Origin of the sequence: Rheinheimera soli (assembly GCF_021290985.1) — a bacterium.
Classification (GTDB): Bacteria; Pseudomonadota; Gammaproteobacteria; order Enterobacterales; family Alteromonadaceae; genus Pararheinheimera; species Pararheinheimera soli.
The window spans coordinates 12,295-26,948 of record NZ_JAJOYU010000010.1 but is presented as its reverse complement, the minus strand read 5'-3'; the positions used below and the strand labels follow the sequence as shown (position 1 = coordinate 26,948).

Here is a 14,654-nt window from a genome sequence, read left to right as displayed (position 1 = left end):
CTGCAGCAAAATTCAATGCTCTGTATTAACAAGGAGATTTTTATGTCTAAACCCCTGATCTTATGTCTGACCGCCTGGTTAGTTTTGGCAGCTTGCGGACCGGCGCCAACGGAACCATCCGCAACAATAGCCACGGAAACGGCAAAGGCTGAAACTGTGGTTGACCAACACAACAGCCAAAACTCTCTGGATTGGGCCGGGACTTACCGAGGACTGCTGCCTTGTGCAGACTGTGAAGGTATAGATACCCTGTTAACACTGAATATGGACAATAGTTACCTGCTTAGCACCACTTATCTGGGCAAAGAAGGTGGAGCTATCCAACAACAGGGCAAATTTGAATGGGATGCTAAGGGTTCGGCTATCCAACTGCTGAGTCAGCAAGATGCTCCGGCTTGGTACAAAGTGGGGGAAAACCAACTGTTCCAACTGGATATGTCCGGGCAGCTGATCACTGGTGATTTAGCAGACCACTACAAACTGACAAAACAAGCTCAGCAAGCAGACCTCAAACTGACAGGAGTTCGCTGGAAGCTCACTGAGTTAATGGGGCAAGCTTTACCAGCAACAGAGCCTGACATGACCCCTTATCTGGAGTTTGGGGCTGATAACAGAGTCAGTGGTTTTGCCGGCTGCAACCAATTTACCGGTGCTTATGAGGCCGAGGGCCTACGCTTAAGTTTTAAACCTATGGCCACTACCCAAAAAGCTTGCCTGAATGGTTCTGTAGAAGATCAATTCCTTAGCATCATTCAGGGGATCGACAACTACAGTCTGAATGACTCAGGTTTGGCGTTTTATAAAGCACGTACAGCAGCTATGGCTCGCTTCATTGCGGTACAACCTTAAGACCCGTTAACCTAAACTGCCGCTTAGTAGTTTCAATAGGCCATTGTGCGGCCCGATAGGGTTTGCGATGATGGCCTTTTGCTTTTTTATGGATTTATTATCTGATGCCTTATCAAGCTTTAACCCCCAAAGAAGCTGCGTTATTTGCCGACAAGCACAGCGATTTATTTGGCGACCACAGCCAATTAACCACTGAGCTGCTGAAAAACGATGGTATGAATCAGGTGTTCAGAGTAAAAAACAACAGAGGCACCAGCCTTATTGTGAAACAAGCCTTGCCTGCGCCTTCAGCTTTCACTCAGCACTGGCCTGTCAGCTTAAACAGAGCACAAATTGAAGCTGATGTCTTAAAACACCATGCCAAAATCTGCCCGGATTATCTGGTCGAAGTCTTGTTTTATGATGCACAGCTTTTCGCTTTATTGCTGGAAGACTTATCAGATTGCATTAGTTTACGCACAACCATAGCGACCGGAGTGTTACCACAGGACACAGGCATGCATCTGGGGCGTTATCTGGCCAATACCTGTTTTTACAGCAGCGACTTTGTCTTAACAGGCCCAGTGAAAAAAGCCCGGCAACTGCAATTTAGCAATCCGGAACTCTGTTTAGTGATTGAAGATTTGGTCTTTACTGACCCCTACTGTAACCACGAACGTAACAGCCTGAGTTTTGCACAACGACCACAAATGCAGGAGTTATGGTTCAACGAAACTCTGCAGGCAGAAGTGGCTCAGTTGAAAGCTGGTTATCTGGCAAAACCTCAGGCCTTGCTACATGGTGATTTACATTGTGGCAATGTGTTAGTGAATCATCAGCAGCATAAAATAATAGGTGCCGAATTTGGCTGCTACGGCCCCATAGGTTTTGATACCGGAACTTTTTTGGCCAGTCTGATTTTAAACTTACTGACTCAGCAGCCTGCCAGAGAAGCTACCTTACGCCATTATTTGTTAAGTCAGATCGAGTTATTCTGGCAAGAGTTCTCCGCAGTATTCAGCACCCTGATGCAAAAACAAACCACAGATCAGAGCTTTCAGAATGCGTCTTACCAACAATGGTATTTGCAGCAATTGTGGCAGGACACTTTAGGTTATGCAGGCTGTGAGCTAATACGCCGCACTATCGGCTGGGCACCTGCAGAAGAATTAAGACAACTCAAAAACGAAGCGTTTAAACAACAAGCTCAGCAGCAGATACTGGTTTTGGGTCAGAAGTTGATTACGGAGCGCCAGCAAATGACGTTACAAGATTTATTATCCACCATTGCTCAATAACCGAGGTGATCTATGCAAAAAGTAACAGGTATAGGAGGAGTCTTTATCCGGGCCAAAGACCCGCAGGCACTGGCACTTTGGTATCGGCAGCATTTAGGTATTCCGCTTTGCCCTGATGCACCTTATGGCAGTTTTATCGCAAAAGCTGCTGATGAAACCGTCTGGTCAACTTTTGCTGCAGACACTGCTTACTTTGGTTCAGTGAACCAGCAAAGTATGATCAATTACAGGGTGACGGATTTAGAGGCGATGTTAACGCAACTCAAGGCGGCCAATGTATGGGTCGATGAACAAATAGAAGACGGCGACTATGGCAAATTTGGCTGGGCTATGGATCCTGAAGGCAACAGATTTGAACTCTGGCAACCCAAAATCTAAAGCACCGGAGCATGACTTAGTGGCTGAGGTGAGTTATGCAATTGACGGAATTCTCTTGTGATATCCGTCAGTTGACCTTGCTGCAGCAACAAAATGCGATCTGCAGTTAAAATGCTGTCGGGCCTGTGTGCAACTATAATGCGCGCAACCTGCAACTGCCGAATGGCCTGATTAACCCTCGCCTCTAACGCAAGATCCAAATGACTGGTTGCTTCATCCAGCAGCAATACTCTGGGCTTGTGGTACAAGGCTCTGGCGATCAGTAAACGTTGTTTTTGCCCACCGGATAAGGCCGATCCCATATCACCAATCAAAGTGTTGTAACCCATAGGCATGGCAATAATATCCTGATGGATAGCCGCTAGTTCTGCGCAATGCATCAGATACTGCACATCAGGTTTAGGGCTGAAAAAGCTGATATTGTCCATCACAGAACCTGATAACAACTGATCATTTTGCATCACTGCGGCAATCTGGCTGCGGTAATGCTGCAAACCAAAGCTGCTTAGTTCCATACCGTCCACCAGCACTTTGCCTTGCTGTGCAACGGCCAACCCCAGAATAACTTTTAACAGACTGGTTTTGCCGCAGCCGGACGGCCCGACAATGGCAACGCTTTCGCCCGGAGATAACTGAAAACTCAGTTGATGAAACAGCCAGGGGTCCTGCGCCGCCTGCTGAAAACTCAGGTCGCGTAATTCAATATGACCTTGCAACTGTAAATAAGGCTGGCTCTCTCCTAAGTTCTCGGTGTCTGTCAGCGCAATATCCGCCAGACGTTGCAGGTGTAGCTCAAGCATGCGGAATTCGACCCAGTGGTCAATAAAAGCAGCAGCTCTTTGGGTAAACTGGCTTTTGTAACTGGCAAATGCAAACAACATTCCGACACTAAAAGCATTGTCGATCACTGCAAGGGCTGCCAGATAAATCACTACTATATGCTCAATACCAAATAACAATTGATGCACAGCATGCAATGATAAGTGCCAGCGCCCCAGCCGGAATTGCTGATCCACAGCATCCGAGTACTGATTTTGCCACAAGCTTAGCCTTTGGCTTTGTTTGGAGAACAACTGCAAACACTGTATGGCGCGGACACTCTCCATAAAGCCGGACTGTTCTTTCGCCTGAGTCACTATGCTTTGTTCAGTACATTGTTTCAGTGGCGAATAAAAAACAAACCTCAACAACGCATAAAGCAGCACAGCCACCAGCACCACGGCGGCCAACACCGGATGATAAACAAATAGCAAAACCAGCACAGTACAAGCCATAAGGCCATCAATCAGCGCCTCAATCAGGCTAGTCGTCAGCAATTCCCGCAACTGCTGCAAAGAACCAAAACGCGACACAATATCGCCCATATGGCGTTTCTCAAAAAAGCTCATTGGCAAATGCAGTAAATGTCGGAATAAATTCGTGGCCAGTTGCAGATTTAATACCGACCCTAAATGCAGCACCAGCCAGCTACGCAGAATATTGGTCAGAATTTGCAACAGCAGCAACAAGGCAAATCCTATCGCCAGCACATGCAATAAATCCAAATCCCGGCTTACCAGCACTTCATCCACAACCAGTTGCAGGTAATAAGGGGCCACCAGTAAGAAAAACTGTAGCACCAGCGACATCAACAGTATTCTGAATAATGCCGACCACAACCCTGAAGCCGAAGACCAAAACTGCCGCACACTTAACTTTTGCCGTTGATCTTGTTTTTTAAACTCAGTGGTCGGACTCAGCTCAAGAGCAATACCGGTAAAGCACTGATCGACATCAGCAAAGCACAACTCACGTTTACCACAAGCAGGGTCATGGATCTGAATTTTTTGCCCTTTCACTTTCACCAGCACGACAAAGTGGCTCATCTGCCAATGCAAAATGCAGGGCAACTTCAACTGAGCCAGCTCTTCAGGCTCCAGTCGTAAAGCCCGCCCCGCCAGTCCCAGATTGTCAGCCAACTGCATCAGATGCTGCAAAGTTAAGCCTTTAAGCGACAAAGGATAACGTTGACGCAAACTGGCCATATCGGTTTTATAGCCATAAGCACCAGCCACCATAGCCAGACAGGCCAATCCACACTCGGCCGCCTCAGATTGATAGATGATCTGCATCTGAATGCTCTAACAAAGGCCTTGAGTATTCGTCAGTACAGGTCTGTTTTTTATCATCCGCTTCTCCATCATAAGCTCCCTACAAACTCTGGTTTAAATTTGAAAACGCCCTTTTAAGCTGAACAAAGGTTCCAGCAACCAGCTCAACACCGAACGCTGTTCCAGTACTATGTCAGCACTTAACAACATGCCGGCCTGCAACGGCATTTGTTCGCCATAAGCTTCAATAAATTGTTGATTCAGCCGCACCTGCACCTGATAAACCGGCTCCTGGATTTGCACCGGACTATCGGGGTCTTGTGCCATCAGCACGGCTTTTGAAAGCTGGCTGATTTCCCCCTGATACAAACCAAAACGCTGGTAAGGAAAAGCATCAAAACGCAACCAGGTGGTCTGGCCGGGTTGAATAAAACCAAAAGCCCGGGTTGGAACTAATAATTGAGCGTATAAAAAACCCGATTCCGGCAGCACTTGCATTAACACTTGACTGCCTTGCAGATACTGGCCTGCGCTCACCACTAAATTTGTCACTCTGCCCGCAACCGGAGCTGTTAATACCACTTCTTTGCGAGCCAGCAATTCAGTTGTCTGCTGCTCCAAACTCAACCGCTCAGCTTGTAATTGCTGAAGCTGACGCTGCTGATCAACAGGCAAAGCCTGAAGTTGATTTTCCCACTGGATCTGTTGCTGAAGAATGGATTGAGCCAAAGTTTGAACCTCAGCCAATTGTTGCTGCAACATCAAGTGCTGATCCTGCTGTTGCTCCAGTTGTAGCTTTGGCAGATGGCCTTTGAGCGCAAGGTCCTGCTGGGATAGTAAACGTTGAGTCTGTAAATCAATGCGCTGAGACAGCAATTGCTGCTGGCGTTGGTTTTCTGCCAGCTGCCGTTTGACATTACTGATTTGCGCTGCCAATTGTTGACGCTGCTGGTCAAAACTTTGAATCAGTTCAAGCCGCTTCTGCGCATTTAATGCCAACTGAAGTGCAAGGCTGCTTTGCAGGTGTTCGGTCAGACTTTCTCCGGCAGCCAGATATTCGTCTGTACTCAGCAAAGCCAGTTTTTGACCCGCCTGCACTAAAGTGCCGTCCTGAATATAAAGTTGTTTCAGTACAGCTGAACGCTGACTCTGAATACGAACCACACCGCTGGACGGTTTCAGATAACCCACCACGGTTTCTTTGCGGGAAAAGCTTGCCTGGTGCAACAGCAGCAATAAACTGAACAGGATAAAAACTAAACAAAAACACAACACCGAGCTGCTGACGGGCTGAACAATACTCACCTGCCCTTCCAGGCGTTGCTGTTGTGCCTGCAGAGCTTTGGATCTAAATAAACTCTGTTCTGTCGTCATAGTGAAACTCCGTGCAGTTTTGTACACTGCAAAAAGACTTTTCACTTTGTGCCGACAGGCATAGACCCGACACAATTAAAAAAGCTGTTACTAAAGTAAGACCAAGTGTAGTTCAAGCATAAAAACACACAAATAATTAACAACAAAAACACAAATTGGCACAACTCTATGTCCAGTCACACTACAGAACCAAGCAGAACCGCCATAGAACTGATCTGGGTTCAGCGCGCATGGAAAGCAGGAAAACATAATGCTTTTACAGACTTATGTTACTTCAGCCAGCGCTATTATCTGGTGTTCCGTCAGGCATCCACACACCACTCCAAAGATGGTGTGCTGCGGATCATGAGTTCAGTGCAAGGCAAAAAATGGCGTACTGTGGCTGTACTACACAACCCTGATGCCGATTTAAGAGATGGCAAACTAAGTGTAACGCCAGACGGAAAACTACAATTGTTGGCTGCTGCAGCTTTTCATGACAAAACAAAGCAGGCCTATCAATCTTATCTTTGGTCGTCAACTGATGGTAAAACCTGGTCTGCACCTCAGGCTGTAGGTGAAACTGACTATTGGTTATGGCGTTTAAGCTGGCTACGCGATCAGGCGTATGCAATTGCCTATAAATGTGGTGCCGATCGGCATATTCGTTTGTATCAACAAGAGGATGCAGGCCAGTTTGACGTTGCAGCCCCCAGAATCTATTCGGAAGGCTATGCCAATGAAGCCGCCTTGTTGTTTGATCACAAGGACAGAGCCTGGTGTTTATTGCGCAAAGATCCAGACCATGGCCAGCTAGGTTACGCTCATGCTCCCTATCATCACTGGAACTGGCTGGATATTGGCTGCCGTATTGGAGGCCCACAGGCTATATTTACGCCATCAGGACAGCTGCTGGCGGTAGTGCGGCTTTATGATCAAAAAGTACGCACCAGCCTGGTTTCATTAGATCAACACAGCGGCAAGCTGACCGAGATACTGGCTTTACCTTCAGGCGGAGATTGCAGTTATGCCGGTATGGTATTGCAGCAAAACAGCTTGCTGATCAGCTACTACTCTTCCCATCAGGGCCGTTGCTCCATTTATACCGCACTTGTGCAGATTAAAGACAAAACAGAAACAAGTTAGCACCATGTAAACCTGATTTTGCTTAAATAGATATTGCGCAATTAACCACCTGCCAACCTGAGGTTTTTTGGCTATTTTCTCCGCCAGATCGGCAAAAATAGCGGCAAAATGCTATAGTAGCCGCAGGTTATCAGGGCAAACACTGTGGTCACTCCAGAGTTTGTAGGGTTCGCTTTGATAACAGACCAGCAGGACGCACCAGAGTATCTATAACAGCCTAAAAATAAGGTAACACATTGATGAAAACATGCAAAAAGTCTGTTCTGGCATTGAGTATTCAGGCCAGTCTGCTCGCTGCAGCCATGGGTCTTTCTCCTGCTTTATTCGCGCAGGAAAGTGACAAAGATCAGGCTGCTGAAGAGACAAAGTTGGAACGCATTATGGTGACTGCGCAAAAACGCGTGCAAAGCACCCAGGAAGTTCCTATCTCTATTGCAACTTTAAGCGGTGAAAAATTCGACGCTTTGTTTGCAGGTGGCGAGGATATCCAGGCTTTATCTGGAAAAATTCCAGGTTTATACGCTGAATCATCAAACGGCCGTGCGGCACCACGTTTTTATATTCGTGGTTTAGGAAACACAGATTTTGACCTGGCCGCTTCTCAGCCAGTTTCTGTGATTATGGATGACGTGGTGATGGAAAACGTGATCCTTAAAAGCTTCCCGCTATTTGACGTAGCACAGGCTGAAGTGATCCGTGGTCCACAAGGTACTTTATTCGGCCGCAACACCACAGCAGGTATAGTGAAATTTACCTCTGTAAAACCAACTCAGGACTTTGAAGCTTATACCAAAGCAACGGTAGGCAGCTTCGGCACTGTGAACGTGGAAGGTGCTGTTGGTGGTGGTTTAACTGACGAATTATCAGCCCGTATTTCCTTGATGAACCAAAACCGTGACGACTATGTCGACAACGGTTTTACCGGTGAAAAAGATTTTACCGGTGGTCATGACGAAAAAGCAGGTCGTCTGCAGTTTTTATACGACACTGACGATTTCTCAGCTTTATTAAACGTACATGGTCGCAAACTGGATGGTACATCTTCTTTGTTCCGTCGTAACGTTTTGACTCCTGGTAGTAACGAGCTGAATGAGAACTACGACCGCGATACTGTTTATTACGATGCAGGTGATGGTAACTTCCAGAAATACGATAATTTCGGCGCTTCCTTAACACTGGAATTTGAACTGGACGGTATGACTTTCACTTCTATTACTGCTCAGGAAAATGCTGATGGTAATGGTAAAGGTGACATAGACGGTGGTAACGAAGCAGGCCCTGGACCATCCGACCCAAATTTTGCAGTGACTGAAGATCAATTAAATGATTTAGAACAGTTTACTCAAGAGTTCCGCTTAGCAAGCGATACCAATGAAGCTTTAGAATGGCAAGTCGGAGCATTTTACTTTGACTCTTCTTTTGGCGTCACCAGTGTTGATGGTTTCTTCGGTGCCACTACGGTTTACCACGGCAACGAAAGCTGGGCTGTATTCGGCCAGACCACTTACAATTTAAGCGACCGTTGGGATATCACAGGTGGTATTCGTTATACCCATGACGAAAAAACTTTTTCCGTAGGTCAGCAAAACATTAACGGAATAGCACTAAATGTCCCTGGCCCAGATGGTAACCCTCTTGCCAGTATTCAGGACTACGACCCAATCAAAGTGGATGACGGTCAGGTCAGCTGGGAGTTAAGCAGTAACTACCGTTTAACAGACAAAACCAGTCTGTATGGCCGTCTGGCCAGTGGTTTCCGTGCTCAGTCTATTCAAGGTCGTGATGTTGCGTTTGAAGCACCACCCTCAGTGGCTGAATCTGAAACCATCACCTCTGTTGAAGTGGGTACCAAATCTGATTTACTGGATGATTCATTGCGTCTGAACGGTGCTTTGTTTTATTACACCATTGACGATATTCAGTTATCCGCTATTGGTGGTGCCACTCAGGGTAACCAGTTAATCAATGCTGATAAAGGTGTGGGTTATGGTTTTGAAGTGGATGCTGAATGGCGGGCTACCAAAAGCCTGGTGTTTGGTGGTGGCTTCAGCTACAACAAAACTGAACTGAAGGATCAAAACTTACTGGTTGCTCCTTGTGGTTCAGACATGTGTACACCGACAAACCCATCCAACGGTGCTGGTCTAGTCTTTATTGACGGCAACCCGTTCCCACAAGCTCCTGAAACCATTCTAACGGCCAATGCCCGTTATGATATTCCGGTCAGCACAGGTGAGATTTATTTTTATGGCGATGTAGCACGTCAGGGTAAAACAAATCTGTTCCTGTACGAATCTATGGAATACAACACCAACGGCAACTTTGAAGCAGGTTTACGTATTGGTTATCTGAACTTTGATAACGACTACGAAGTAGCTTTATTTGGCCGTAATATTACGGACGAAGACAACCTGAAAGGCGCAATCGACTTTGCTAACCTGACTGGCTTTGTGAACGAACCTCGTATTATTGGTGTTGAGTTTAAGAAAAGCTTTTTCTAAGTTTTAGTGTTAGACAAAAAAAGGGCATACACTGTATGCCCTTTTTTATGTACAGGATGTACGGTATGTCGCAACTGTCAGGAACGTTGTTGCGACGCATTTGAAAACAGCCTCTTAACCCGAGTTACGCATCCCGGCTGCAATACCAGCGATAGTCACCATCAAAGCCCGCTTAATGCTGTCGTTAACCGTTTCAGGCTCATGCCTGACCCGATTTAACAACTCCACCTGCAAAATATGCAGCGGGTCGACATAGGTATTTCGTAGCATAATGGATTCACGGATCCAGGCCTCTTTCGCCATCAGCGTATCGCTTTGAATCAACTTCAACAGCAAGGCTGTATCTGCGGCCAGTTGATCACGTAATTGCTGACCTAAAGGCAGCAAAGCTTCTGGCACCAGTTTTTCATCGTAGTAGGCGGCTATTTCAGCATCGGCTTTTAAATACACCATTTCCAGCATCGACAAGCGGGTCGCGAAAAACGGCCACTTCGCCCGCATTTGCGCCAGCAGTTCTGTTTTGCCCTGTTCCACAACAACAGCCAAAGCGCTGCCAGCCCCTAACCAGGCTGGTAACATCAACCGGTTTTGCGACCAGGCAAAAATCCATGGAATAGCACGTAAACTCTCGACACCACCATTTGGATTACGTTTTGGCGGACGGCTGCCCAGCGGTAGCTGCCCTAACTCCAGCTCTGGCGTAGCAGCGCGGAAATAAGGCACAAAATCCGGGTGATGCCGCACGACGGCACGGTAAGCTTCACAGGAGACTGTTGCCAGTTGTTGCATCAGCTCACGCCAGCTTTGCTCCGGCACTGGTGGTGGCAATAACACCCCTTCCAGTACAGCACTGGCATACAAAGCCAGACTACGCTTTGCTAAGCCAGTTAAACCAAATTTAAAGCGGATCATCTCGCCTTGCTCTGTCACCCGCAAACCACCAGCGAGTGATCCCGGCGGCTGAGATAAAATAGCGGCATGAGCAGGACCACCACCACGGCCTATAGTACCGCCACGACCGTGGAATAGCGTCAGTTGCACTTTGGCTTGCTGGCAAATAGCCACTAAAGCTTCCTGCGCACTGTACTGTGCCCATGCGGCTGCAAAAGCGCCGGCATCTTTGGCTGAGTCCGAATAACCGATCATGACTTCCTGCCGGCCATTGATATAACCTCTGTACCAGTCAATGGCCAACAGCTTACTGATACATTCTGGTGCGTTGGTTAAATCGGCCAGGGTTTCAAACAAAGGCGCGACAGGCATAGGGAAGCTAATACCAGCGTCTTTCAGCAATAACTGCACAGCCAACACATCTGAGGGTTTACCCGCCATTGAAATCACATAAGTGGATAAAGCTTCAGCGCCATGACGAGCCACTATGTCGCAAGTATCCAGCACTTCTTTGACGTCAGGGCTGGGTTGCCAATTACGTGGGAACAATGGCCGCTTACTGCTCAGCTCGTTCAGTAAAAAGGCCTGGCGGGCAGGTTCATCCCAGTCAGCATAATCACCAATACCCAGATAACGGGTAAACTCGCTGAACACTGCAGTGTGACGGCCCGATTCCTGCCGCACATCCAGCTTCAGCAAGGTTAAACCAAAGGCATAAGCGCGGCGGATGGTGTCTTTCAGTAAACCTTCTGCCACCACCTGCATTTTGCAATCGAGTAAGGACTGATAACACAGCAGCAAAGGTTCCAGCAGTTGCTCATTGTGCCAAATCAGATCGTCAGGGCGTTGTAACCTGTCGTGCTTTAAGGCTTCGGTCAGCCAGTCTCTGGTGTGCAACAACTTATGGCGGAAGTCTTTCAGTAACTTACGATAAGGCTCTGATGCGTCCCCAACTACAGCACGCAAAGCATCATTGACCTGATCCATAGACAGCTCGTTGGCCAATACATCCAGATCACGGCTGAATAAATCGGCCGCTTTCCAACGGCTTAATAACAGCACCTGACGCGTGACTTTGGCGGTCACAAAAGGATTCCCGTCTCTGTCGCCTCCCATCCAGGATGAAAAACGAATAGGTGTGGCATCTAAAGCCAGGCCATGCCCCAGCACTGGGATCAGTGCCGTATCAAGTTCACGAATAAATTCTGGCACCGCGTCCCAAAGTGAAGTTTCAATCACGGCAAAACCGGATTTTGCTTCATCTACAGGTGTGGGTCGCTGTTCTCGAATTTCATTGGTATGCCAGGCCTGCGTGATCAGCTGATACAGACGGTTTTCTGTTTTTTGCTGCTGTAAAGGTAATAAATCCTGCTCCAGCTCCGCTAAGCAGGCCGCAATTTCCGTTAGTTTATGAATAAGAGTACGGCGGGTGACTTCTGTTGGATGTGCAGTCAGCACCAGCTCAATCGACAGGTCAGCAACGGCCTGTTCAATCCGGTTTTTACTGATCTCTTTATCCTGCAACAGTTGCAGTAATTCGGCTACTGGTTCTGGTTTTTCAATAGAAGCACGGCCTGCTTTACTAATGGTATGGTGCTGCTCTGCTAAGTTGGCCAGATTTAAAAACTGCGCAAAAGCACGGGCCACTGGCAGAATTTCCTGATCCGTTAAACTGGCCAGCACTTGTTTTAATTGCTGATCCTGCAGCTCTGTGCCCTGCCTTGCTTCTTTGGCTAAAGCACGAATTTGTTCAATACGTTCTAAAACTGCATCACCTAATTGATTGCGTATGGTGTCACCCAACTGGGTGCCCAACAATCCGACATTTGCCCTCAAGGCAGCATATTGCGACATCACCCACTCTCCTCGTTGCACTGCCTGCAGTTTGTTCTGCACTTTTTCTATCGTTATCTTTGTAGCTATCGTTCTCTTTACAGCTTTCTGATCCACCCTAACGGGTATTTGTTTGGTGCTCAAGCCTGACAGATTACAAAACGACCAACAAAATAGAAAGCCAGAAGTTTAGAAGTCTGAAATATTTATGCAGAACTCTGTCACAAACTACAAAGCCCAAGGTACTTGGTAGAAGTGCTGCAGAAATGCGCAGCTTCACCAACCTTCAGGAGTGACCTTTATGTTTAAAAAGTACCTGCTTATTCTGCTGTGTTCCACAGCATTTATAGTCACAAGTCAAAGCCTTAAAGCTGATGAAATGCCTGAGCCAAGCTTTCAGGTGCAGGTGGAAGGCCAGGGCAAGGCTATTATTTTGATCCCTGGCCTGATGTCTGATCAGCGGGTATGGCAGCAACTGGTTACAGAGCTAAAAGCGGATCACCAGTTACATCAAATCAACATCGCAGGTTTTGCCGGGACCAAGGCTTTGACCAGCCCACTGAAACTAACGCAAGTCACTCAGGAACTGGCCGCTTATATTCAGCAGCATCAGTTACAGAAACCTGTATTGATTGGCCATAGCATGGGAGCGTTTTTGGCCTTTCAGCTGGCCAGCTCTTACCCGCAACTGACCGGAAAAATTATAGCAGTGGATGGCTTGCCTTATCTGGCTCCGGTTTTTAGCCGCGACAGCAACACCACAGTGGCGCAAATGTTGCCACAGGCTAAGATGATGCAGCAGTATTATCAGCAAATGACGACGGACCAGTTGGCAGAAAGCACCAAACAAGGCATAGCTGTTCAGGTCAGCAGTGCAGAACATGCCGCAATAATCACAGAAATGGCGGGGCAGTCCGATCCAGCCACAGTAGGGGCTGTCATAGCTGAACTACTCACTACAGACTTGCGCAGCGAAGTGCATAAAATTCAACAACCTGTATTGCTGTTAGGAGCTGGTGGTGCTTTGCCTTCGGACGCTATGCGCCCTGCGGTTCAGGCTTTATATCAACAACAAATTAACACTATTGCACAGGCGAAGCTGGACTTTAATTGGCAGGCGCGGCATTTTATTATGTGGGATCAGCCGGAGTGGCTGTTGGCGCATATCACTGATTTTATAAAGGAATAATAAAAAATGTTAACTACAGTGGAACAGAAATTATTACCTGACGTGATTGCAGCCACAGCGGGCGATCGCTACGCCTTTGAACGCCTGATCAGCCAGTGCCGCCATACGGTCACCGGCATAGCTTTGGCGATAGTGAAAGATTTAGATACCAGCGAAGAAGTAGCACAAGAGGTGTTTATTTATATCTGGCACCAGTTAGGCAGCTTGCGCGAACCAGCCAGCTTTTTACCCTGGGTCCGCCAAATGACCAGGCACCGCAGTTACAACTACCTGCGGGATAACAAAGTAAAACAAAAAGTGCTGGGTGAAGAAGCGGAAAGCCTGTTGGAAAACTTCGCCGACCCGGCGGCTTCAATGCAAGAGCTGCTTGAGCGTGAGCAGCAGCAAATTATTATGCAGGACTTTATCAGCCAGTTACCGGAAGACAGCCGGGAAATCGTTTTACTTTATTACCGGGAGGAGCAATCCAGCCAGCAAGTGGCGGATTTATTGGGGTTAAGTGACGCCAACGTGCGGAAAAAACTATCCAGAGTGCGTGAGCAATTAAAAGACAGCTTACTGGCGCGTTACGGTCAACTGGTACTAAGCACAGCACCAGGTTTAGGTTTCAGTGCTGTGATAGCAGCAGCACTGACCAGCGCTGCACCTCCTGTCGCTGCTGCGACTTCAGTTTCTGTTGCAGCACAACAAAGTGGCTGGCTGGCCAAAATTGCAGTGCTGCTGGGTGGTGCCATGATAGGAGCTTTGGCTGCTGTGGCTGGAGTGGTCTTCGGCATGCGAGCCGTACTAAAAAAAGCCGATAGTGAGGATGAAAAAGCTGCATTAAGAGCCTTACGTAACAAAACCATTGTTTGGGTGTTGTTATCAGGACTGCTATTAACAGCAGCTTACGAACTGACCAGCGGCGCCTGGGCTCCAGTCTCCGCTTTTGTGCTGATGATAGCCGGACTGATCTATAGCCAGCTACAATTGCAGCAAATCATCAGCCCTCGTCTGCAACGGCAATACCCGGATGCCGCAGAGCATGCCAGAGTAAAACGAAAAAATGCACTTTGGTGTGTGCTGGGCATGACTGCAGGTTTTAGCGCTGGTTTATTTGGCTTGATTTATGGCCTGATGCAAAGTGGCCGCTGGCACTGGTGATCAC

The 14,654-nt window shown here is 47.6% G+C and carries 10 protein-coding genes; 7 read left to right on the top strand and 3 right to left on the bottom strand.

The features are described from left to right. The first annotated feature begins 42 nt into the window (after window positions 1-42). The 3 genes from LSG37_RS08755 (at window position 43) to LSG37_RS08745 (ending at window position 2,504) form a co-directional block, all read left to right on the top strand. Window positions 43-849, top strand: a complete 807-nt coding sequence (locus tag LSG37_RS08755; protein ID WP_233079511.1) for a copper resistance protein NlpE N-terminal domain-containing protein — start codon at window positions 43-45, stop codon at window positions 847-849. Window positions 850-953: 104 nt separating this feature from the next. Beyond that, the gene (mtnK, locus tag LSG37_RS08750) at window positions 954-2,126 is read left to right on the top strand and encodes an S-methyl-5-thioribose kinase (RefSeq protein ID WP_233079510.1); all 1,173 of its coding nucleotides are present in this window, start codon (window positions 954-956) and stop codon (window positions 2,124-2,126) included. A gap of 12 nt (window positions 2,127-2,138) precedes the next feature. Beyond that, on the top strand, window positions 2,139-2,504 hold the full coding sequence (locus tag LSG37_RS08745; protein ID WP_233079509.1) for a VOC family protein: 366 nt from the start codon (window positions 2,139-2,141) through the stop codon (window positions 2,502-2,504). Here LSG37_RS08745 and LSG37_RS08740 read toward each other — a convergent pair. Beyond that, window positions 2,501-4,615: a peptidase domain-containing ABC transporter gene (locus LSG37_RS08740; RefSeq protein ID WP_233079508.1), complete on the bottom strand. Its 2,115-nt coding sequence runs from the start codon at window positions 4,613-4,615 to the stop codon at window positions 2,501-2,503. The two genes, LSG37_RS08745 and LSG37_RS08740, sit on opposite strands and share 4 nt — an antisense overlap. Window positions 4,616-4,708: 93 nt before the next feature. Then, window positions 4,709-5,968, bottom strand: a complete 1,260-nt coding sequence (locus LSG37_RS08735; protein WP_233079507.1) for an HlyD family secretion protein — start codon at window positions 5,966-5,968, stop codon at window positions 4,709-4,711. 168 nt (window positions 5,969-6,136) lie between these two features. On the opposite strand from LSG37_RS08735, the gene LSG37_RS08730 reads away from it, so the two are divergent. Next, window positions 6,137-7,093, top strand: a complete 957-nt coding sequence (locus LSG37_RS08730) for an exo-alpha-sialidase (protein ID WP_233079506.1) — start codon at window positions 6,137-6,139, stop codon at window positions 7,091-7,093. A 239-nt stretch (window positions 7,094-7,332) separates the two neighbouring features. Continuing rightward, the gene (locus LSG37_RS08725; protein ID WP_233079505.1) at window positions 7,333-9,594 is read left to right on the top strand and encodes a TonB-dependent receptor; all 2,262 of its coding nucleotides are present in this window, start codon (window positions 7,333-7,335) and stop codon (window positions 9,592-9,594) included. Window positions 9,595-9,708: 114 nt separating this feature from the next. Here LSG37_RS08725 and ppc read toward each other — a convergent pair whose 3' ends face one another. Next, window positions 9,709-12,339, bottom strand: coding sequence for a phosphoenolpyruvate carboxylase (gene ppc / locus LSG37_RS08720; RefSeq protein ID WP_233079504.1), 2,631 nt, complete (start codon window positions 12,337-12,339; stop codon window positions 9,709-9,711). Between the two features lie 280 nt (window positions 12,340-12,619). On the opposite strand from ppc, the gene LSG37_RS08715 reads away from it, so the two are divergent. Next, window positions 12,620-13,507 (top strand): alpha/beta fold hydrolase, encoded by an 888-nt coding sequence (locus LSG37_RS08715; RefSeq protein ID WP_233079503.1) that lies wholly within the window; start codon window positions 12,620-12,622, stop codon window positions 13,505-13,507. 6 nt (window positions 13,508-13,513) lie between these two features. Further along, the gene (locus LSG37_RS08710) at window positions 13,514-14,650 is read left to right on the top strand and encodes an RNA polymerase sigma factor (protein ID WP_233079502.1); all 1,137 of its coding nucleotides are present in this window, start codon (window positions 13,514-13,516) and stop codon (window positions 14,648-14,650) included. Window positions 14,651-14,654: the final 4 nt, after the last annotated feature.

Coding starts and splice junctions, on each gene's coding strand:
- LSG37_RS08745 (WP_233079509.1), top strand. CDS start 2,139: ATGCAAAAAGTAACAGGTATAGGAGGAGTCTTTATCCGGGCCAAAGAC.
- LSG37_RS08730 (WP_233079506.1), top strand. CDS start 6,137: ATGTCCAGTCACACTACAGAACCAAGCAGAACCGCCATAGAACTGATC.
- mtnK (WP_233079510.1), top strand. CDS start 954: ATGCCTTATCAAGCTTTAACCCCCAAAGAAGCTGCGTTATTTGCCGAC.
- LSG37_RS08755 (WP_233079511.1), top strand. CDS start 43: ATGTCTAAACCCCTGATCTTATGTCTGACCGCCTGGTTAGTTTTGGCA.
- LSG37_RS08735 (WP_233079507.1), bottom strand. CDS start 5,968: ATGACGACAGAACAGAGTTTATTTAGATCCAAAGCTCTGCAGGCACAA.
- LSG37_RS08725 (WP_233079505.1), top strand. CDS start 7,333: ATGAAAACATGCAAAAAGTCTGTTCTGGCATTGAGTATTCAGGCCAGT.
- LSG37_RS08740 (WP_233079508.1), bottom strand. CDS start 4,615: ATGCAGATCATCTATCAATCTGAGGCGGCCGAGTGTGGATTGGCCTGT.
- ppc (WP_233079504.1), bottom strand. CDS start 12,339: ATGTCGCAATATGCTGCCTTGAGGGCAAATGTCGGATTGTTGGGCACC.
- LSG37_RS08715 (WP_233079503.1), top strand. CDS start 12,620: ATGTTTAAAAAGTACCTGCTTATTCTGCTGTGTTCCACAGCATTTATA.
- LSG37_RS08710 (WP_233079502.1), top strand. CDS start 13,514: ATGTTAACTACAGTGGAACAGAAATTATTACCTGACGTGATTGCAGCC.